General features: G+C 72.4%; 18 protein-coding genes. 7 read left to right on the top strand and 11 right to left on the bottom strand.

Translation table 11 applies throughout. The features are described 5' to 3' along the window. Positions 1-33: 33 nt before the first annotated feature. Genes galE through C503_RS0123705 form a run of 3 tightly spaced genes read right to left on the bottom strand, consistent with a single transcriptional unit; the run spans position 34 to position 2,883 of the window. Positions 34-984: a UDP-glucose 4-epimerase GalE gene (galE, locus tag C503_RS0123715; protein WP_018684725.1), complete on the bottom strand. Its 951-nt coding sequence runs from the start codon at positions 982-984 to the stop codon at positions 34-36. Between the two features lie 28 nt (positions 985-1,012). Next, entirely contained in the window at positions 1,013-2,191 is a 1,179-nt protein-coding gene (galK, locus tag C503_RS0123710) for a galactokinase (RefSeq protein ID WP_018684724.1), read from the bottom strand. Next, the gene (locus C503_RS0123705) at positions 2,188-2,883 is read right to left on the bottom strand and encodes an iron-dependent transcriptional repressor DtxR (protein WP_018684723.1); all 696 of its coding nucleotides are present in this window, start codon (positions 2,881-2,883) and stop codon (positions 2,188-2,190) included. The genes galK and C503_RS0123705 overlap by 4 nt, the downstream gene beginning before the upstream one ends. A 101-nt stretch (positions 2,884-2,984) precedes the next feature. On the opposite strand from C503_RS0123705, the gene C503_RS0123700 reads away from it, so the two are divergent. The 3 genes from C503_RS0123700 to C503_RS0123690 are packed head-to-tail and all read left to right on the top strand — an operon-like array spanning position 2,985 to position 7,738. Then, a complete protein-coding gene (locus tag C503_RS0123700) occupies positions 2,985-3,839 on the top strand; it encodes a sulfurtransferase (RefSeq protein ID WP_026316629.1) in 855 nt (284 codons plus the stop codon). A 46-nt stretch (positions 3,840-3,885) separates the two neighbouring features. Next, entirely contained in the window at positions 3,886-5,067 is a 1,182-nt protein-coding gene (locus C503_RS0123695) for an acetoin utilization protein AcuC (RefSeq protein ID WP_018684721.1), read from the top strand. Position 5,068: 1 nt separating this feature from the next. Next, entirely contained in the window at positions 5,069-7,738 is a 2,670-nt protein-coding gene (locus tag C503_RS0123690; protein ID WP_018684720.1) for a bifunctional acetate--CoA ligase family protein/GNAT family N-acetyltransferase, read from the top strand. 221 nt (positions 7,739-7,959) lie between these two features. Here the strand turns inward: C503_RS0123690 and C503_RS0123685 are convergent, their stop codons facing one another. The 4 genes from C503_RS0123685 to C503_RS0123670 all read right to left on the bottom strand — a co-directional run bounded on the left by C503_RS0123685 (position 7,960) and on the right by C503_RS0123670 (position 11,433). Then, positions 7,960-8,664: an anti-sigma factor family protein gene (locus C503_RS0123685; protein ID WP_018684719.1), complete on the bottom strand. Its 705-nt coding sequence runs from the start codon at positions 8,662-8,664 to the stop codon at positions 7,960-7,962. Further along, positions 8,661-9,212, bottom strand: coding sequence for a sigma-70 family RNA polymerase sigma factor (locus C503_RS0123680; protein ID WP_018684718.1), 552 nt, complete (start codon positions 9,210-9,212; stop codon positions 8,661-8,663). Before C503_RS0123680 ends, C503_RS0123685 begins: the two co-directional genes overlap by 4 nt. Before the next feature lie 74 nt (positions 9,213-9,286). Next, positions 9,287-10,171, bottom strand: a complete 885-nt coding sequence (locus C503_RS0123675; protein ID WP_156893421.1) for a DUF1996 domain-containing protein — start codon at positions 10,169-10,171, stop codon at positions 9,287-9,289. Between the two features lie 68 nt (positions 10,172-10,239). Then, positions 10,240-11,433 (bottom strand): acetyl-CoA C-acyltransferase, encoded by a 1,194-nt coding sequence (locus C503_RS0123670; protein ID WP_018684716.1) that lies wholly within the window; start codon positions 11,431-11,433, stop codon positions 10,240-10,242. Positions 11,434-11,736: 303 nt separating this feature from the next. Between C503_RS0123670 and C503_RS0123665 the strand changes: the two genes are divergently transcribed. The 3 genes from C503_RS0123665 to C503_RS0123655 all read left to right on the top strand — a co-directional run bounded on the left by C503_RS0123665 (position 11,737) and on the right by C503_RS0123655 (position 13,822). Continuing rightward, the gene (locus C503_RS0123665) at positions 11,737-12,666 is read left to right on the top strand and encodes a winged helix-turn-helix transcriptional regulator (protein ID WP_018684715.1); all 930 of its coding nucleotides are present in this window, start codon (positions 11,737-11,739) and stop codon (positions 12,664-12,666) included. A gap of 47 nt (positions 12,667-12,713) precedes the next feature. Beyond that, positions 12,714-13,172, top strand: a complete 459-nt coding sequence (locus tag C503_RS0123660; protein WP_018684714.1) for a flagellar basal body L-ring protein FlgH — start codon at positions 12,714-12,716, stop codon at positions 13,170-13,172. 104 nt (positions 13,173-13,276) lie between these two features. Continuing rightward, positions 13,277-13,822, top strand: a complete 546-nt coding sequence (locus C503_RS0123655) for a hypothetical protein (RefSeq protein ID WP_018684713.1) — start codon at positions 13,277-13,279, stop codon at positions 13,820-13,822. 286 nt (positions 13,823-14,108) lie between these two features. Here the strand turns inward: C503_RS0123655 and C503_RS0123650 are convergent, their stop codons facing one another. Further along, positions 14,109-15,770, bottom strand: a complete 1,662-nt coding sequence (locus tag C503_RS0123650; protein WP_018684712.1) for a fumarate hydratase — start codon at positions 15,768-15,770, stop codon at positions 14,109-14,111. 523 nt (positions 15,771-16,293) lie between these two features. Between C503_RS0123650 and C503_RS0123645 the strand changes: the two genes are divergently transcribed. Beyond that, positions 16,294-16,716, top strand: a complete 423-nt coding sequence (locus C503_RS0123645) for a helix-turn-helix domain-containing protein (protein ID WP_018684711.1) — start codon at positions 16,294-16,296, stop codon at positions 16,714-16,716. A 576-nt stretch (positions 16,717-17,292) separates the two neighbouring features. Here the strand turns inward: C503_RS0123645 and C503_RS0123640 are convergent. The 3 genes from C503_RS0123640 to C503_RS0123630 form a co-directional block, all read right to left on the bottom strand. Then, on the bottom strand, positions 17,293-18,267 hold the full coding sequence (locus tag C503_RS0123640; protein WP_018684710.1) for a sigma-70 family RNA polymerase sigma factor: 975 nt from the start codon (positions 18,265-18,267) through the stop codon (positions 17,293-17,295). Positions 18,268-18,539: 272 nt separating this feature from the next. Further along, complete coding sequence (dtd, locus tag C503_RS0123635; protein WP_018684709.1) at positions 18,540-18,965, bottom strand: D-aminoacyl-tRNA deacylase; 426 nt, start codon at positions 18,963-18,965, stop codon at positions 18,540-18,542. Further along, the gene (locus C503_RS0123630; RefSeq protein ID WP_018684708.1) at positions 18,962-20,458 is read right to left on the bottom strand and encodes a DUF7782 domain-containing protein; all 1,497 of its coding nucleotides are present in this window, start codon (positions 20,456-20,458) and stop codon (positions 18,962-18,964) included. The genes dtd and C503_RS0123630 overlap by 4 nt, the downstream gene beginning before the upstream one ends. Between the last annotated feature and the right edge of the window lie 23 nt (positions 20,459-20,481).

Below are 20,481 nucleotides of genomic sequence, written 5' to 3'. Positions count from 1 at the left end.
ACACTGTCGTGAGGGAGCGGTGCCGAGCGGAGGTCAGCGCTGGGTGAAGTTCCAGGCGTCGGTGATGATGGTGTGCAGGTCCGTGCGCTCGGGCTTCCAGCCCATGTTCTCCTGCGCCGCCGCCGCGGAGGCCACCAGGGTCGCCGGGTCGCCGGGGCGCCGCGGGGCGAAGGCGGCGGGGATCGGGTGGCCGGTGACCTCCCGGCAGGTCTGCACGACCTGCAGGTTGGAGAAACCGGTGCCGGAGCCCAGGTTGTAGACGCGGTGCTCGCCCGCGGTGGCGTGGTCGAGGGCGAGCAGGTGGGCCTCGGCGAGGTCGAGGACGTGGATGTAGTCGCGGACGCAGGTGCCGTCCGGGGTCGGGTAGTCGTCCCCGTAGAGGGAGATCGACTCCCGGGTCCCGGCGGCCACCTGGAGAACGATCGGGATGAGGTGGGTCTCGGTGGTGTGCCGCTCGCCGTAGGGGCCGTAGGCACCCGCGACGTTGAAGTAGCGGAGGCTGACGGCGGCCAGGCCGTGCGCCTTCGCGTAGGAGGTGATCGCGTGGTCGATGGCCAGCTTGGACGCGCCGTAGGTGTTGGTGGGGCGGGTCGGGGCGGTCTCGACGATCGGGACCTGGTCGGGTTCGCCGTAGGTGGCGGCGGTGGAGGAGAAGACGAGTCGCGGTGTGCCGTGGTCGCGCATCGCGTTCAGCAGACCGATGGAGGTGAGAACGTTGCCCTGCCAGTACTTGGCCGGGTCCGACATGGACTCCGCGACGAGCGACTTCGCCGCGAAGTGCAGTACGCCGTCGAAGCCCTCGGCGAGCAGGCCGGGGGCGGCCTCGGCGATGTCCGCCTGGACGAAGCGGGCGCCGTCCGGCACGGCGTCGGCGTGGCCGGTCGACAGGTCGTCGACCACGGTCACCCGGTGGCCGGTCTCGACCAGCCTGGCCGCGCACACGCTGCCGACATATCCCGCCCCGCCCGTCACGAGCAGCTTCACCGTGGTCCTCCTGGTCCGGTTCGTGTTGTCACTGGTCGCGGTGCGCGCCCGCCGACGGCACGGCCGGGAACAGCCGTGGCGCGGGCAGGGCGCGCCGCGCGAAGGCGGCCGACACCGCCGGGCGGATGCCGCGCGCGCCCGCGGGCACGAGGGCGATCGCCGAGCCGCCGAAGCCGCCGCCGGTCATCCTGGCACCCGCCGCGCCCGCGCCGACGGCCGCGTCCACCGCGAGGTCCAGTTCCGCGCAGGACACCCGGTAGTCGTCGCGCAGGCTGGCGTGCGAGGCGGTCAGCAGCGGGCCGATGTCGTCGGGCTCGCCCGCGCGCAGTGCGGCGACGGTGCGCAGCACGCGGTCGTTCTCCGTGACCACGTGCCGTACCAACGGCCGCAGCTCGTCCGGGAGCGCGCCCAGCGCGTCGTCCAACCCGTCCAGGGTGACGTCGCGCAGCGCGGGCACGCCCAGCAGCGCGGCCGCCCGCTCGCAGCCGCGGCGGCGGTCGGCGTAGCCGGAACCGTTGGTGGCCAACGAGTGCCGTGCCCGGGTGTCGATCACCAGCACCTCGAAGCCGGTCGCCGTCGCGTCGAACGGCACCTGCTCACGGGCGCCGGAACGCACGTCCAGGAACAGCGCGTGCGACTCGACGCAGCACAGCGACGCGGTCTGGTCGAGCAGTCCGGTGGGGGCGCCGACGAAGTCGTTCTCCGACCGCTGCACCCACCGGGCGACCTCGGTCAACGCGGGCCCGCCGTCCTGCTCCGGGGTCACCCCGGCCAGGCCGAGCAGGGCCAGCGCGGTCGCGCACTGCAGGGCGTGCGAGGACGACAGCCCGGCGCCCGCGGGCACGTCGCCGACGATGACCAGGTCGGCGCCGCCCAGGTGGCCCTCGTCGCGCAGCGCCCAGGCCACGCCTGCCGGATAGGCGGCCCAGCCGGTCACCCGGCCCGGCGCCAGCTCGGCGACCGGCACCGGTTCGGCGCGCTGCGGGACCGTGTCGTCGCCGATCGTGGTCACCGCGAGCCGTCCGTCGGCGCGCGGCGACGCGGCCACCGCCACCCGGAAGGGCAGCGCGAAGGGCAGCACGAAGCCGTCGTTGTAGTCGGTGTGCTCACCGATCAGGTTCACCCGGCCGGGGGCCGACCACACCCCGACCGGGGCGCGGCCGTGCAGCCGCCGGAACTGCTCGGCGGCCCGGTCGGCAGGCGTCACGGGAGGCGGGCCAGCACCGCGTGCAGCACCGTGGGGCTCAGCTCGGCCGTGTTGCCCGCGCCGGTGATCGCGATCGCGCTGCCGTCCGGCTTGACCGCGCCGACCGCGACGGTGTTGCCGGGCAGCACGCCGACCGCCTTCAGGTCGGCCATCAGGTCCGGGTCGAGCTGCACGTGCTCGGCGATGCGGCGGATCTCCACCGTGCCGCCGCCGCGCCTGGCCACATCGTCCACCCGGACCAGACCGGCCTCCACCGGCGGCGCGGGCTCGCCCTCGCCGAGCTTGTCCAGGCCCGGGATCGGGTTGCCGTACGGCGAGGTGGTGGGGTGGTTGAGCAGCCGCACCAGCTTGCGCTCCACCGCCTCGCTCATCACGTGCTCCCAGCGGCAGGCCTCGGCGTGCACGTGCTCCCACTCCAGGCCGATCACGTCCACCAGCAGCCGCTCGGCCAGCCGGTGCTTGCGCATGACCGCCACGGCCAGTGAGCGGCCGTGGTCGGTGAGTTCGAGGTGCCGGTCGCCCGCGACGACCACGAGCCCGTCCCGTTCCATGCGGCCCACCGTCTGGCTCACCGTCGGGCCGCTCTGGCCCAGCCGTTCGGCGATCCGGGCGCGCAGGGGGACGACGCCCTCCTCTTCGAGTTCGTAGATGGTCCGGAGGTACATCTCGGTGGTGTCGATGAGCTCGTTCACGCCGGTTCCCCTTCGTCACCTCCATGTTAGTCGCTCGCTCCGACAGAGCAGCGCGGTAGTAGCTGGCAGTGACCAAGTACCCGGGCCGGCAAGATGGGCCGGTGCACGAGACCTCAGCGCCCCTGGTGTCCACCGCCGAACTGGTGTCGTTTCTCGACGGTGCCCGACCACCCGTACTGCTGGACATCCGCTGGCGGCTGGGCGGTCCGCCCGGCCGCGAGGAGTACGCCGCTGGCCACCTGCCCGGCGCGGTCTTCCTCGACCTCGACGCCGACCTGGCCGCGCCGCCCGGCGACGGCGGCAGGCACCCGCTGCCCGCGCCCGAGGATCTCCAGCGCGTGCTGCGCGCGGCGGGCGTGCGCGCGGACAGCCCGGTCGTGGCCTACGACGGCGACAACGGGTCGGTGGCCGCGCGGGCGTGGTGGCTGCTGCGCTGGGCCGGGCACCGCGAGGTGGCCGTGCTCGACGGCGGCTACGCCGCGTGGGTGGCCGAGGGCCGCCCGGTGACCACCGACGTGCCCGCCCCGGAACCCGGCGACATCGAGGTCCACCCCGGCGCCATGCCGGTGCTCGACGCCGACGAGGCCGCCGCGCTCGCCCGCGACGGCGTGCTGCTCGACGCCCGCGCCCCGGAGCGCTACCGCGGCGATGTGGAGCCGGTCGACCCGCAGGCCGGGCACGTGCCGGGCGCGGTCAACGCCCCGTTCGCGGGCCATCTCGGCGCGGACGGCCGCTGGCTGGCCCCCGAGGCGCTGGCCGCCCGGTTCGTCGAACTCGGCGTCACCGGCGACCGCGTCGGCACCTACTGCGGGTCCGGCGTCTCCGCCGCCTCGGTGGTGCTCGCCCTCGAACTGGCCGGGGTCACCCCGACCGGGCGCCCCGCCGCCCTCTACACGGGCTCCTGGTCGCACTGGAGCCGCGACCCCGAGCGCCCGGTGGCCACCGGCGACCGGTAGTCGTCGGCCCTGTGCCAGGCACAAGTCCGGGGATTAGGGTGCTGGCATGGGTGACGGAGTGGACGCGGCGGTGGTCTGGGATCCCGCGCTCCTCGGCTACGACATGGGCGACGACCACCCGTTCAACCCGATCCGGCTGGAGCTGACGCTGCGGCTGGCCCGGTCGCTCGGTGTGCTCGACGATGTCGGGTTCCTGGCGCCCGAGCCCGCCGCGGACGCCGATCTCGCGCGGGTGCACACCGCCGAGTACATCGCCGCCGTGCGCGCCGCGCCGGACGCGTCGTGGGGTGTCGGGCACGGCCTGGGCACCGCCGACAACCCGGTGTTCGCCGACATGCACGCCGCGTCCGCGCTCGTCGTCGGCGGTTCGCTGCTGGCGGCCGAGCGGATCGCGAGCGGCGCGGCGCGGCGGGCGGTCAACATCGCGGGCGGCCTGCACCACGCCATGCCCGACCGGGCCGCCGGGTTCTGCGTGTACAACGACTGCGCCGTGGCCATCTCCTGGCTGCTGGACCACGGTTTCGACCGCGTCGCCTATGTGGACGTCGACGTCCACCACGGCGACGGCGTGCAGACCGCCTTCCACGACGACCCGCGCGTGCTCACCGTCTCGTTGCACCAGCACCCGGCGACGCTGTGGCCGGGCACGGGCTCGGTCACCGAGCTGGGCGGCCCGGCGGCGCAGGGACTGTCGGTGAACGTCCCGTTCCTGCCCGGCACCAAGGACCCAGAGTGGCTGCGCGCCTTCCACGCGACCGTACCGTCGCTGCTCGCCGCGTTCCGCCCCCAGGTTCTGGTCACCCAGTGCGGTGTGGACACCCATGAGGAGGACCCGCTCGCCGACCTCGGCCTCTCCGTGGACGGCCAGCGCGAGATCTTCCGCGTGCTGCGCGACCTCGCCGACCGCCACTGCGGCGGGCGGTGGCTCGTCACCGGCGGCGGTGGCTACCAGCTGGTGCGGGTCGTCCCTCGATCGTGGGCACACCTGCTGGCGATCGTCCTCGACCGGGACATCCCGGTCGACACCCCGCTCCCGGTCGACTGGACCACCTCGGTGCGCGGCCTCGCCCCGAACACGCCGCTGCCCGCGACCATGGGCGACGGCCGCGACCCCGCGTTCGAGCCGTGGGGCGGCGGCCGCGACCAGGCGGTCGACGCGGTGATCCGGGACGTGCGCGCGGCGGTGTTCCCGCTGCACGGCCTCGACCCGGACGACCCGAGGGACTGACGTGCCCACCCCGCAACCGGATCCGTTCGCCTACCCGCCGCTCTGGGAGGCCGACATCGTCCTGTCCGACGGCGGCACGGCCCACCTGCGGCCGATAGTGCCCACTGACGCGGACGCCTTACTCGCCTTCCACACCAGGCTGTCCGAACGCACCCGCTACTTCCGCTACTTCGGCCCGTACCCGCAGATCCCGGACAAGGACCTGCACCGGTTCACCACGGTCGACCACCGCGACCGGGTCGCGTTCGTGGCCCTGCTGGGTGATGACATCGTCGCCGTCGGCCGCTACGAACGCGTGCCCGGCACCGACTCCGCCGAGGTGGCCTTCGTCGTCGAGGACGCCCACCAGGGCCGCGGCTTCGGCTCGATCCTGCTCGAACACCTCGCCGCCGCCGCGCGCGAACGCGGCCTGGCCCGGTTCGAGGCCGAGGTGCTCGCCGAGAACGTCCGGATGGTGCGCGTCTTCCGCGACGCGGGCTACCAGGTCAGCCGCGTGTTCGACGAGGGTGCGCTGCACCTGGAGTTCGCCATCGACCCCACCGAGGCGTCGGTCGAGGTCGCGCACGCACGCGAGCAGGCGGCCGAGGCGCGCAGCGTGCACAACCTGCTCCACCCGCGGTCGGTGGCGGTGATCGGCGCGTCCACCGACCCCGCGAAGGTGGGCAACGCGGTGCTGGGCAACCTGCTGGCGGCGAACTTCGCCGGGCCGGTGTTCCCGGTCAACGCCGAACACCGCTCCGTGCGCGGCGTCCGCGCCTACCCGACCGTGTTGGACATCCCCGATCCGGTGGACCTGGCCGTGGTCGCGGTCCCGGCGGCGGGGGTCGACGAGGTCATGGACGCCTGCCTGGCCAAGGGCGTGAAGACGCTGGTGGTGGTCAGTTCCGGCTTCGGCGAGACCGGCCCGGACGGCCGCGGCGCGGAACGGCGACTGGTCGACGAGGCCCGCGCGCACGGCATGCGCGTGGTGGGGCCGAACGCGCTCGGTGTGGTGAACCTGGACCCGTCCGTGCGTCTCAACGCGACACTCGCGCCGACCCTGCCGGGGCCTGGGCGCACGGGGTTCTTCTGCCAGTCCGGCGCGCTGGGGACGGCGATTCTCGCGGACGCCGCCGCGCGCGGGTTGGGGTTGTCCACCTTCGTCTCCGCAGGCAACCGCGCGGATGTCTCCGGCAATGACCTGTTGCAGTACTGGGAAACCGACCCCGCTACCGACGTCGTGTTGTTGTATCTGGAGTCGTTCGGCAACCCGCGCAAGTTCGCACGGCTCGCGCGGAGGTTGGGTCGTACGAAGCCGGTGGTGGTGGTCAAGTCCGGCCGCAACACGGTGCTGCCCGCGCTCGCGGCGACGGGGGTGGCGGTCGACGAGGCGAGCGTGCAGGCGTTGTTCGAGCAGGCGGGCGTTATCCGGGTCGAGTCGATCGCGCAACTCTTCGACACGGCGCTTCTCCTTGCGCACCAACCACTCCCACCGGGTGAACGCGTCGCGGTCGTCGGCAACTCGTCCGCGATCGGCGTACTCGCCGCCGACGCCGCGCTGGCGCAGGGCCTGGCCTTGGCGGACGCCCCGGTCGACGTCGGCGCGCAGGCGGGCCCGGACGAGTTCGCCGCCGCCGTCGCGGCCGCCGTGCGTCGCTCGGACGTGGACTCCCTGATCGTGGTCTTCGTGCCACCCCTCGCGATCCCCGGCACCGCCTACGCCCGCGCGCTGCGGGAGCTGGCCGAGGGGCTCGCCGAGGCCGACAGCAAACCGATCGTGTCGACTTTCCTCGCCGCCGAGGGAATCCCGGCCGAACTCGCGGTCCCCGGCCCGGACGGCGCACCCGGCCGCGGCTCGATCCCGTCCTACCCGAGCCCGGAGCGCGCCGTCACCGCCCTCGCCCGCGCCACCGACTACGCCCGCTGGCGCTCGGCCCCGGTCGGCCGCACCGTCACCCCCGACGGCCTGGTCCCGGCGGCCGCCGCGGCCGTGGTCGCACTGTCCGAACAGGACGGACCGCTGCCGGACGACCGGGTGATCGCCCTGCTGGCCGCCTACGGCATCGACATCCTCCCGTTCCGCACGGTCACCGACGCCGACACGGCCGTCGCGGTCGGCCTGGAACTGGGCCTGCCGGTCGTTCTCAAGACCACCAGCGAACGCCTCCGGCACCGCAGCGACCTCGTCGGCGTTCGTCTGGACCTGACCACGGAGGACGCCATCCGCAACGCCTACGCCGACCTGAGCGCCGTCGCGGCCAGCCCCGAGGTGCACGTGCAACGCATGGCCCCCAAGGGAACCTCCTGCTCCATCGGCCTGCACGACGACCCGTCGTTCGGCACCGTCGTGTCCTTCGGCCTGGCAGGACTCCTGAGCGACCTGGTCGGCGACCGCGCCTACCGAGCCCTCCCCCTCACCGACACCGACGCCGCAGGCTTGGTCCGAGCCCCCCGCTCCGCCCCACTACTGGCCGGCTACGCGGGCAGCGAACCGGCAGACCTACCCGCCCTGGAACGCTTGGTCCTGCGTGTCGCCGCCCTGGCCGAGGACATCCCCGAAATCCGCACTCTCACCCTGGAACCCATCCTCGCCTCCGCCGCAGGCGCCTACGTAACCGGCGCGCGCGCCACCCTTGGCCCACCCCCATCCCGCCCCGACACCGGCCCCCGCCGCCTCCGCCCCATCCGCTGACCCCGACTTATCCACATCCCCTCGAACCCATCCCCAACCCCGCGCCGCCCCTATTGACAACGATCCACATTTCGTACGCTTGACAAGGGACCCGAAACCCCTAGGGAGGGCGGGGTGTGCGCCGCGACCGAGTTGTGGATCATGGCGGTCGGCGTCGAATACCGGTACGTCCGCGTCGGTATCCGGGGCTTCCGACCGAACGGAAGCCCCGGAACACAGGCTCAGACCGACACGGACACGAATCTCTTCCCCTCCGTGTCGACCACCTCGATGGACGCCACCTGATCCGGCGCCACCAACGCCGCCCCGTCCAGGTTCGTCCCCTCCACCGCCCCCTTGGCCGACACCAACCACCCACCGGCGGTCTCCCGCGTCCCGTCCTTGGCGACCACGATCACCCGACACCGTTCCCCCGCCGGAATCCCCGTGATCGACGCATTGACCCGCACCCACCCCGCCGCAGGCGTGATAGCCGCCGTGAGCCGGGTGTGCGTGCGTGGATCAATGCCGGAGACATACCGGGTAGCCGGGTCCTGCGTCTCGGTCGGCGACGCAGTCGTCGGCAGCGGTTCCGCGACCTGCCGGGTCGAGCGGCCGATCAACACGCCCGTGCCGAGAACGGCCGCGATCACCACCGCGGCCGCCACGCCCGTGATCGCCAGTGTGCGGGTGCGTTTGGTGGTGGCCTCGGTGCGGACCTGGCGGAGGGTGCGGGCCAGCAGAAGATCGCCGTCGTCCGGGGGGCCGTGCAGCAGGGCCTCCGCCGGGAGTTCTCCGGCCATGTCGCGCACCTCCTCCAGTTCCGCCAGTTCGGCGCGGCAGTCGGGGCAGCCCGCCAGGTGTTCCTCGACGGTTCGTCGTTCGTCGTGGTCCAGCGCGCCCAGGGTGTAGGCGCCGAGTAGGGGGGACTCGTGCGTGGGGTTCATGCGGGCGTCCCTTCCAGCTTGGCGCGCCTGCCGGTCATCGCGGTGCGGAGGGCCTGGAGGGCGTAGTGCGAGCGGGACTTCACCGTGCCGGGCGCGATGCCCAGCTCCTGTGCCGTCTCGGCCACGCTGCGGTCCCGGAAGTAGATCTCCACCAGCACCTTCCGATGGTCCTCCGACAACCCCTCGATGGCCGCCAGCACGCTCATCGAGTCCACTACCCGCTGGGCGTGGTCGCCCGCGACCGCGGTCGAGACGGGCGACTCGGCCACCTCGGCCGGTCGGGCCGCCTTGGCCCGGATCTTGTCCACGACCAGGTTGCGCGCCACGGTGAACAACCAGGCGCGCACCGACCCCTCCCGGCTCAGGAGTTTGTCCGCGTGCCGCCACGCGCGCACCAGGGTCTCCTGGACGACGTCCTCGGCCGCCGCGCGGTCGCCGGTGAGCCGGGTGGCGTAGGCCAGCAGGGCCCTGCCGTGTTCCTCGTAGAGCGAGCGGACCAGCGCCTCGTCCCTCGACGTCGCCCGGTCGCGGGCGAACAGCCTCGCCATGCCGACTCCCTGTCCAACGGCGTTGCGCTTCCCGGCTGACACGGCCGCCGGGCCGGTTCGGTTCGAAACAGACTTCACGGGCAGACGCGGCCCTGGTTGATACAGCTCACCAGGTCCGCCATGGCGCGGTCGGTGCGCACGTCGATGAAGTGCGCGTGGTCGGACGCGGCAGCCCTGTCGGCCACGTCCGGGAAGCTGTCGATGCTGAACTCCGTGTCCGGTGGCAGGTCGTAGCCCACCTCGATGCGGAGGCGCGGCACCGGGAACGTGGCATGCGGGCAGGAACCGTTCGCGGTGGGGAAACGCAGGTGCGCCTTGTGGTCCGGGCTGTCCGTGCTCCGGCCGTCCCAACAGCTCGGGAACACATACACACGCAGCATTCGCGATCCGGCCGGGCAACGCGGGTAGTCGCGGATAGCTCTATCCGTGAACCCCGCGCACGTCCAGGTCGGCAGGCCAGTGGGGCCTGCCTTCGCGTCACCGGTGACGGTGCGCAGGAAGCGAGGCATGGCCACGACCTTGCTCACCGGGCTGCCCTCGAACACGATCCGCACCGAGTCCGGGGTGCGGACCTCGGCGTGGTGGCCGCCCAGCCGCAGCGCGGGCCAGTAGTAGGTCGACTGGTCGCCGTCGCGGCAGGTGGTCTTGGCCGCGGCCAGCACGTCGTCGGTGCTGAACGCGTCGGTCGCCAGGTTGCCCACGTAGTCGTGCAGGTGGTGCGCGCCGTCGTGGACACCGGGGGAGGCGACCAGGTTGTCGTTGTTGCGGTGGTTCTCCTCGTCCCGCCCGCAGTCGACGGTGTAGCTGCCGGTGGCTGCGGTCGGGAGTTCCGTCGAGGCGGGCGTCGGCGCCACCGCGGTGATGTCGACGCGGTTCGCGGGCGGTGCCGAACAGGCGGCCAGGGCCGTGCAGGCGACGAGGACGCAGAGACGGCGAACCAGGTGCTGGGCCACAGCCATCCAGTGAACACGATCGAGCGAGCGGCCCGCGCCGGGCTGAACCCCCTACGCCGAACGCGCCACGATGATCAACCCCGGTCCAACAGCAGTGCGACGCCCAGTCCGGTGATCGCGCTGACCCCGGCCACCCCGTACCGGCCCGCCCGCCGCTCCACCTCGTCCAGGCAGCCGCCCACCAGCATCGCGCCGGTCGCGCCCGCCGCGTGCCCGGCCGCGATAGTGCCGCCCGCCGGGTTGAGCCGGTCCGGTCCCGCGTCGAACGCGCGCCGGAACCGCAGGCAGGGCGCGGCGAACGCCTCCGCGAACTCGAACACGTCCACCTCGTCCGGCGTCACACCCGCCCGGCGCAGCACCCGGCCGACAGCCTCCTGGCCCGCGGTCAGCATCGTCACCGGATCCTGCGCGACCACGGCGGAGGCCACGATCCGCGCCCGCGGCACCAAGCCCAGCCGTCCCGCCGTGGCGAGGTCGCCGACCAGCAACAGGGCCGCGCCGTCGGCGGGTGGCGGGGAGGTGCCCGCGGTGTGCCGATGGTCGATCCGCGCGGGCCACGTACGACCGGTCAACGCCAGCTCGTCCTGGCCATCGGCGCCCAGACCGGCGAACGCGGGTGGCAACGCGGCCAGCTCGGCCCTGCCAAGGTCCGCGCGAACAAGCTCGTCGTGCCCGAGACCGCCGACCGGCACCAGCGACCGGGCGAGGGCGCCCGCGCGGGCCGCTGCGGCCGCCTTGTGGTGCGACTCCAGGGCGTAGCCGTCGAGCTCCTCCCGGGTGAACCCGTCGATGGTCGCGTTGAGGTCGGCCGCCACCCCCGGATGGGTGGACCCGGTGCGCCGCACCACCTCCACGTCCGTCCACAAGGGAGCATGGTCGGCCCCGGCAGGCACCCGGGACGCGCTTTCCACGCCGCCCGCCACCGCCAGTCCCAGCTCGCCCGCGCGGATCCGGGCCGCCACCTGCGCCACCGCGTCGATGCCCGAGGCGCAGAACCGGTTGACCGTCGCCCCCGGCACCCGGTGGCCCCAGTCGGCGAGCAGCGTCGCGGTGCGGGCGAGGTTGCCGCCCTGCTCGCCCGTCTGCGTCGCGCAACCGAGCACCAGGTCGTCGACCATGCCCGGGTCCAGGCCGGGACTGCGCTCCACGAGCGCGTGCAGCAGCGGCGTCACCTGGTCCAGCGGGCCCAGATGGCGCAGTCCGCCGCCCGACGAGCCGCGGCCGCGCGCGGTGCGCACGTAGTCGAGCAGGTACGCGTCGCCGCCCACCGCGCACCCCCTCCGTACCGCCTGGTCACGGGCAGTTGTAGTCGGGGGCGGGCGCGCGGGCAACCACCGCGGCCGTCCGGTCCACTGTGGACGTAGACGTGAGGTTGACGGTCCGTGTGCGGTTGATCACCGCACGCGTCGATCGAGTGATCCCGTTTCGCCCTTGTCGCCGGTCCCGCCTCGCTATGCTGGGTCCCCACGACCGTTGCGCAGCCGTCCGGAGCGCGATGAGGACGGCCACCCTGACCACAAGTCTGACGCGATGACCACTGACCCGTGCCCCCGCCGTGCCCCGGGTCGGCGATGACGCACCCCCCGGACCGACCCAGCGAGCTCGGCGCGGGTGGCGACAACGCCATCGCCCTCACCATCGGGACCGCCGCGGACGAGTGGGCGCTGCTGATCCTGCGCCACGCCCTGCAACGCGGCACCCGGCGCGCCAAGGACTGGCAGGACCTGCTGCCGATCACCAACGCCGTGCTCACCGCCCGGCTGCGCCACCTGTGCGACACCGGTGTGCTCGTCCAGGACGGTGAGGACTATCTGCTCAGCCCGCGTGGCATAGGACTATGGCCGCTGATGGTCACCGTCTGGGCCTGGGAGGCGGTCTGGGCCGCGGGATACGGCGCCGAGCTGCCCGCCATGCGGCACGCGGGCTGCGGCGAGCACTTCACCCCGACCCTGGTGTGCCGGACGTGCCTGGCCCCGGTGGCCCCGCGCGACGTGGCCGCCGAGTTCGGACCCAGCGGCTCGTGGCCGCGGTCGGCGCCCAACGCCACGCTCCGCCGCCGCTCCAGCGGCTCCACCAGCCTGGGCGCCGGGTTCTTCCCGCAGAGCCGCGCCCTCATCGGCGACCGCTGGTCCGCCGCCGTGCTCGGCGCCGCCTTCCTCGGCGCCCGCCGCGCCGTCGAGTTCCAGCGCAGGCTGGGCGCCCCCGCCACGGTGATCGCCGACCGGCTGCGCACCTTCCGCGCCCTCGGCGTGCTCACCGCGACCGGCGACCCCGACCGGTCGGACCGCTCGCTCTACCGGCTCACCGACAAGGGCCGCGCGTTCTTCCCCGTCCTGATGACCGGCCTCGACTGGGGCGAACGCTGGTTCCACGCCCCCGAGGGCCCGGCCATGCTGCTCACCCATCGCGGCGCCTGCCACCCGTACGAGACGCTGTTGGTGTGTTCGGCGTGTGCGAAACCGCTGGCAGGCCATGCGATCGAGCCTGTTCCGGTCGACTAGTGAGCCACTAATGCAACCCCGCGCGCGGGCGGATCCGTCCTGGGGGCATGAGACGCCTTCACACCATCATTGGCGCGGGCGTTCTTCTCGCGGCTCTGTCCGCCTGCGCCGGCACGGGTACCACACCCGCGCCCGCGCCACCATCGGATCCGACGGTTGTTGAGCCCGACCGCCAACCCGCCCGCGTCCCCCCGTCCGACGGCACCGCCGTCCCGACCGGTCAGGTCGACGCGCAGGGCCTGGCCGAGAACTACCCGGTCACCGTGTGGACCGAGGACGGCGGCGGCACGGTGGGCGTGGTCGCCCAGGAAGGCGGCTGCGGCAAGGCGAGCGCCGAGGTCGGCGACCAGTCCGCAGGGGCTGTCGTGATCACCCTGGTGGAGACGCAACCGGCCAAGCCCATGCAGTGCACGATGGATATCCGCTACCCGAGGCTGACCGTGGAGCTCGCGCGACCACTCGGCGAGCGCACGGTCGTGCTCAAGAGCGAGCAACGCACGACCTGAACCTTCCTCCCGCGTGCCCCGGTCGGTATTGCCCCACCGACCGGGGCACCACCCTGTGTTGCTCACCGTGCAACCACGTGGGGGTCGGCTACCGTCCTGGGCTCATGAAGACCACTCTGTCCACGGCCGTCGCGGCCCTGGCCCTGTTCGCCCTCGCGGGCTGCAGCGGCTCGGCCGACCCGGCCCCCACCCCGGGCGGCACCTCGCCCGGCGCGGCCGCCACCACCGGCGCCCCCGCCGCCGGGCAGCCCACGGGTCCGGTGCCGACCAAGGCGCCCGCCCCACAGCTGTCCGTCCAACCGGATGGCAAGATCACCGCCCCCGAGGGCTTCCACGAGCTGCCCGCCGCCCAGGTCGACGCCAAGGCCTTGCCGGACAGCTACCAGGAACGCCGCGTCTGGGCCTCGGCCGACGGCAAGTCCCTCCAGCTCATCGCCATCGCCCGGGACGCCTGCGCGGGCATCGACGCCTCGGTCGCCCAGGCCACCGACGCCATGGTGACGGTCGTGCTCGCCCCACAGACCTCACCCCAGGGCGGCCCCGAGGGCGGCAAGGTCTGCGCCACCGTGCTCACGCCCCGAGCCGTGGAGATCCCGCTAGACCAGCCCGTCGGCGACCGCAAGGTGGTCGTCACCGAGGCCGTTTCCTAGTCCCCCGCAAGCCCGGCCGGGACAGACCCTGCGCCCTGTCCCGGCCGCAGACCCGAGCGCCCACTCGGGTTCCCGCCGGTGACGCCCATTTCCAGGATTCACCGGCTGTTTTTCGTCGCGCCCGGCGATATCGTTTTTGCCCGCGCCGTGATGAACGGATGGGTTCACCTTGCCGCTCTCCAATTCCGGCGCCTATCCGACAATTCCTGTCCCGGAATCCGTAGCTGACCTCTGCCGTCGGAAGGACTGGGGTGGGGCCGCGAGAAGAGCGACCCCACCAGCGGAATCACCGACGGAAGGAGATCTGGAGGGTCGGCGTCGTGGTGCCCGCGAAGAAGTCGTTGCCCTTGTCGTCCACGACGATGAACGCCGGGAAGTCCTCGACCTCGATGCGCCAGACCGCTTCCATGCCGAGCTCCGGGTATTCCAGGACCTCGACCTTCTTGATGCAGTCCTGTGCCAGCCGGGCCGCCGGGCCGCCGATCGAGCCAAGGTAGAAGCCGCCGTGGGTGGCGCACGCGTCGGTGACCTGTTTGGAGCGGTTGCCCTTGGCGAGCATGACCAGTGAGCCGCCCGCGGCCTGGAACTGTTCGACGTAGGAGTCCATGCGGCCCGCGGTGGTGGGGCCGAACGAACCCGACGCGTAGCCCTCGGGGGTCTTGGCCGGGCCCGCGTAGTAGACCGGGTGGTCGCGCAGGTACTGGGGCATGGGCTCGCCCGCGTCCAGCCGCTCCTTGATCTTGGCGTGCGCGATGTCGCGGGCCACCACCAGCGGGCCGGTCAGCGACAGGCGGGTCTTCACCGGCAGCTTGGTCAGGGTCGCGCGGATCTCGTCCATCGGGCGGGTCAGGTCGATCCGGACGACCTCGTCGGACAGGTCCTCGCCGTGCACGTCGGGCAGGAACCGGGCCGGGTCGCGTTCCAACTGCTCCAGGAAGACGCCGTCCGGGGTGATCTTGGCCTTGGCCTGGCGGTCGGCCGAGCAGGACACCGCGATGCCGACCGGGCAGGACGCGCCGTGCCGGGGGAGGCGGATGACGCGGACGTCGTGGCAGAAGTACTTGCCGCCGAACTGGGCGCCGATGCCGAACTCGCGGGTCATCGCCAGCACCTGCTGCTCCAGGTCGACGTCGCGGAACGCGTGGCCGAGCGCGGAGCCCTCGGTGGGCAGGGTGTCCAGGTAGCGGGCCGAGGCCAGCTTGGCGACCTTGAGGTTCTGCTCCGCGGACAACCCGCCGACCACCACGGCCAGGTGGTACGGCGGGCAGGCCGCCGTGCCCAGGCCGCGCAGCTTCTCGTCGAGGAACGACGCGAGGCGCTTGGGGTTCAGCACCGCCTTCGTCTCCTGGTACAGGAAGGTCTTGTTGGCCGAGCCGCCGCCCTTGGCCATGAACAGCAGCTCGTACACCGGGTCGATGCCCGGCTTGGTGTGGATGTCGATCTGCGCGGGCAGGTTGGTGCCGGTGTTCTTCTCGTCCCAGAAGGTCACCGGGGCCATCTGCGAGTACCGCAGGTTCAGCTCCTGGTACGCCTCGAAGATCCCGCGTGCCAGCGCCTGCTCGTCGGTGCCGCCGGTCAGCACGGTCTCGGTGCGCTTGCCCATGACGATCGCGGTGCCGGTGTCCTGGCACATCGGCAGCACGCCGCCCGCCGAGATGCAGGCGTTGCGCAGCAGGTCCAGCGCGACGAACCGGTCGTTGCCGCTCGCCTCCGGATCGTCCACGATGGCCTTGAGCTGGGTCAGGTGCGAGGACCGCAGCAGGTGCTGGATGTCCTTGACCGCCTCCTTGGCCAGCGCGGTCAGGACGGTCGGGTCGACCTCAAGGAAGCGCCGCCCGGCGGCCTCCACGACCCGCACCCCCTCGGTGCTGACCAGCCGGTACTCGGTGGTCCGGTCCGGGCCGAGCGGCAGGACGTCGGTGTAGTCGAAGTTCGCGGTGGCGGTCACGATGTGCGGGCTCCCTTGCGCGCGTCCGAGATTCCCTGAAACGTACTCCGCCGAACCGCCCGCGCCAGGTGGTCGACACGTGGCCCTGACCACCCTGATCACTCCCGGTGCCGCCCCAGCCACCGGCCGCGCGCCGCCCGTAGCGCCCATTCGCTGTCGCGGTACTCCCACGGTCCTGGTCGAGGCCGCGCCCACACTGCCCGACACATCGCCGGGCAGCGACCGCTCTCGACCCGCCATTCCGACTCCCACCATGCCGAACAGTCGGCGGAACACCCCACGTCTGGCTCCCGAATCCGATTCACGCGCCGTCATCCGACGCTGATCCGGATCATCGGCGCAATAGCCGCCGCACTCATCGGGTTTACCGCCACCGCAACAGGAGAAGATGATTTCAAGCTATTTATCGGGATGATTTCATCCCACGGTTCCCGGGGGTGGGAAGAATGTCGAAGGCGCTCGATGTCGAAAAATGGGTAGCGCTATTCTCGGGCCACCGGACATCGGGAGTCGAAGGAGTTCTGTGGCAGCCGCGACGGAGGACTGGCCCGCGGTCGCGGACGCGATACAGACCCGCATGACCGAGATCGGGATGACCCAGGCCACCCTGGTCGAGCGTTCCGGCGTGTCCAAGGCGACCGTCGCCGAACTGCAGTACAACAAACGGCAACGTCACCGTGCCGACCACATTCTCCGCGCCGTTTCCGAGGCCCTCGAACTACACCCGGAACACCTGCGCTCGCTCGCCGCCGGTACCCGCCTTCAGCCCGTGGACGAGCCCCCGATCCGCGCGCCGGAGGACATCCCCGGCAACCTCGCCGCCATCCACCACAGCCTCGACAAACTCTCCCACCGCCTGGACGAGTTCATCACCTCGGTGAACACCCGCCTGGACACCCTGCAATCCACCGTGGAAGTAAACTTCCCCAAACCCCCACCCTCCTAGATCCACCAAGGAAATCCCACAAAGAGAATCGCCCAAGCGCAATCAAGAGGGCACCCCCACCACGCGTTACCCGCCCCCTCGGGAGCGCAGCGATCCGCCCGCTGGTTCGCTGGCATCGTGCCTAGCGCCCGTCAACGTACGAAGCTTGCGGCGATCTGCCCGCTGGTTCGCTGGCATCGTGCCTAGCGCCCGTCAACGTACGAAGCTTGCGGCGATCTGCCCGCTGGTTCGCTGGCATCGCGCCCAGCGCCCGCCAACGTACGAAGCTCGCACCGTGGGGGCCTGGGGGCTCGGCCCCCAGAGACAACACCTGAAGGCCACCAGGTGAGCGATTTCCGCGAACATGGGGGGTCAGGCCGGAAGGCCGGGGCGGCCCCCGGCCGTCCCGACCTCCCGTGGTGAGCGGTCGCGGACTCTGGTTGCTGTTCCGCACCGCGTGGTCCTGTGCCGACTACGCTGCCGTGACTGGGGTCACATGTCAACGCCGCTATCAGAGTGACGCCGGTGTGCCGGGACCGTTCGCGCGGTGCCCGGTCACCCGTCGTCAGTCAGTGCAGGTGTGAGCCTGCGTCGTCGTCAGCTGGCGTAGGCGCGCAGCTTCTCCGCCCGCTCGCCCTGGCGGAGCTTGGACATGACCTCGCGTTCGATCTGGCGGACGCGCTCGCGGGACAGGCCGAACCGCTTGCCGATCTGGTCGAGGGTGCGCGGCTGGCCGTCGTCGAGGCCGTAGCGCAGCCGGATGACGGACTGCTCGCGGTCGTCGAGGGTGGCCAGCACCCGGCGCATGTCGTCCTGCAGCAGGCCGGAGATGACCGCGCTCTCGGCGTCGGTGGCCTCGCCGTCCTCGATGAAGTCGCCGAGCGGGGCGTCCTCCTCGGAGCCGACCGGCATGTCCAGGCTCACCGGGTCGCGGGCGTGGTCGAGCAGGTCGGCCACCTTCTGCGGGGTGAGGCCGGACTCCCTGGCCAGCTCGTCCTTGGTGGCCTCGCGGCCGAGCTGCTGGTGCAGGTCGCGCTTGATCCTGGCCAGCTTGTTGACCTGCTCCACCAGGTGGACCGGGAGCCGAATGGTGCGGCCCTGGTCGGCCATGCCGCGGGTGATCGCCTGGCGGATCCACCAGGTGGCGTAGGTGGAGAACTTGAAGCCCTTGGTGTAGTCGAACTTCTCCACCGCGCGGATCAGACCCAGGTTGCCCTCCTGGATCAGGTCCAGCAGCGGCATGCCGCGGCCGGTGTAGCGCTTGGCCAGCGACACGACTAGGCGGAGGTTCGCCTCCAGCAGGTGGTTCTTGGCGGTGTGGCCGTCGGCGATCAGCGCGCGCAGCTCGGCCCGGCGGGCGGGGGACAGGTCGGCGGCGGTGTCGAGCATGTGCTGCGCGAAGACCCCCGCCTCGATGCGCTTGGCCAGCTCCACCTCCTGCGCCGCGGTGAGGAGCGCGGTGCGCCCGATCCCGTTGAGGTAGACGCGGACCAGGTCGGCCGCGGGTCCCTGCGCGTCGAGATCGGCTTCGTAGGTGAGCTGTTCGGGCTCGCGCTGCTGCGGGACCGTCATGGTGCTCCCTCCCCCTGTCACGGTGGTTCTGCCTGTGAAACGTCGCGGGGCGTGGAATCGTTCCCGCGTTTCCCCACTGGTGATGACGCCTCCGACGAGCGGAGCGTTGCTCAGGTTTACCTGAGGTTTCGCTGAGAAGTCGGCACTGGTCATCGGAACCCACGGTGGCATTGGAGATTGCGGTGTCACATCCTCCTTCGGGTGCACTTCGGTATCAGCCTTGCGGGTGAGGTGACCGTCCAACGACGACGGTGTGTTGTCGGTGTCCCCGGTCAGGTGTCAATCAAAACGGTGAAGGGCCCATCGTTGACGCTCTCCACCGCCATCATCGCGCCGAACCGGCCGGTGGCCACCCGGGCGCCGCGCGCCCGCAGTTCGGCGACCGTGGCGGAGACCAGCGGCTCCGCGTGCTCCGGTCGGGCGGCCGCGGTCCACGACGGGCGGCGACCCTTGCGGGTGTCCCCGTGCAGTGTGAATTGGCTCACCAAGAGCAAGGGTGCGCCGGTGGTGGCGCAGGACTCCTCGTCCCGCAGCACGCGCAGCTCGTGCAACTTGCGGGCCATCGTCACCGCTTTGTCCGGTGTATCCGCTATGTGCACGCCGAGCAGTACCAGCAGGCCGGGCTCGTCGATCCGCCCGACCACCTCGTCGCCGACCGTGACGGACGCCCGGGTGACCCGCGCCACCACCGCCCTCACGCGAGCTCCTTGGGCAGCAGCATGCCGTGCGTGACCAGATCGGCCACGACCGGCAGCGCCGCCGCGACCACCGCGTCCGCGGACAGGTCGTGCGCGATGCCCAGCAGCGCCAGCAGCTCGGCCAGCGGCAGGTGGCCGCGGCAGCCCGCCAGCAGCGCGGAGACAAGCTCGTCGGTCTCCTGCTGCCAGCCCGGCCCGTCGGTGCGGTGCAGCCTGCGCACCACCTCCCGCCAGCCGGTGTCGCCGGGCTCGGACACCTGCTCCAGCACGACCGTGTCGGGCACCACGAACGTCGTGGACAGCAGCCGTTTCGGGTCGGCGTGCGCGCGCAGCCAGGCCACCCGGTCCAGCCAGCCGCCCGCCTCCGGGCCCAGCGGGTCGTCGAACGCGTGCCGCAGGTCCTCGCAGGCCAGCTCGGTGTCGGTGTCGGTGGTGCGCAGCGTGACGAACCCGAACCCGATGCCGACCACGTCGTGCTCGGCGAACCAGTCCAGCCAGGCCGACGCCTGCGCCGAGCCCGCCGCCGAGCGCGGGTCGATCCCGGCGTCGCGCAGCCAGGTGCCCACGTACATGGCGGGCTCGGCCACGTCCCGCTGCACGAACCAGGCGTCCACGCCCTCGTCCGGCAGCCAGGACGCGACCCGGTCGGCCCAGTCCTCGCCGCGCCGGTGCAGCCAGGACGCGAGCAGCTGCCCGACCCCGCCCGGCGCGAGCACGTCCGGCAGTCCGCGCACGACCAGCGCGCTCGCGTCGTCGCCCGCCAGCCCGGAGTCGCGGTACACGTAGTCGACCCGCGGCGGCCCCACCACGAACGGCGGATTGCACACCACCTGGTCGAACCGCCTGCCCGCGACCGGCTCGAACCACGACCCGCGCGCGGTCTCGACCTCGATCTCGTTGAGCCGGAACGTGGCCGACGCCAGCGCCAGGCACCGCTCGGACAGGTCGGTCGCGGTGATCCGCGCCGCATGCCTGCTCGCCTGCAGCGCCTGCACCCCGCACCCGGTACCCAGGTCCAGCAGCGACCCCACCGGCCTGCGCAGCGTCGCCCGCGCCAGGCTCAACGACGCGTGCCCGATCCCCAGCACGTGGTCCATCCCGACCGGCCGCCCGGCCTGGTCGGCGTCCAGATCGGCCACCACCCACCACGAGCCCTGCTCGTCCCCGAACGGGCGCAGGTCGAGCCCGGCGCGCGCGGTGTCGCCGTCGAGCGCGACCAGCCCGATGGCGGCGGCCTCGTCGAGCACGGCCCCGGACAGCGCCCGGCGCACCCGGTCGGCCGGGACCGCGTCCCCGACCAGGAACAACCGGATGAGCGTCGCCAACGACGACCCGTCGGCGGTGGCCCGCCGCGCGGGCTCGGGCTCACCCCGGCCCAACGCGGCGTGCGCCTGGTCGCCCAACGCGGCCACCACACCGTCGGCGTCGTAGCCGATCTCGCGCAGGGTGTCGCGCAGCCGGGCGCAGAACTCGTTCGTGAAATGGGGAAGCACCCCGGAATGCTCGCACGCCCCGG

Origin of the sequence: Actinokineospora enzanensis DSM 44649, from assembly GCF_000374445.1 — a bacterium.
GTDB lineage: Bacteria > Actinomycetota > Actinomycetes > Mycobacteriales > Pseudonocardiaceae > Actinokineospora > Actinokineospora enzanensis.
The sequence above is the reverse complement of the archived record's forward strand: the minus strand, read 5'-3'. Positions and strand labels throughout refer to the sequence as shown.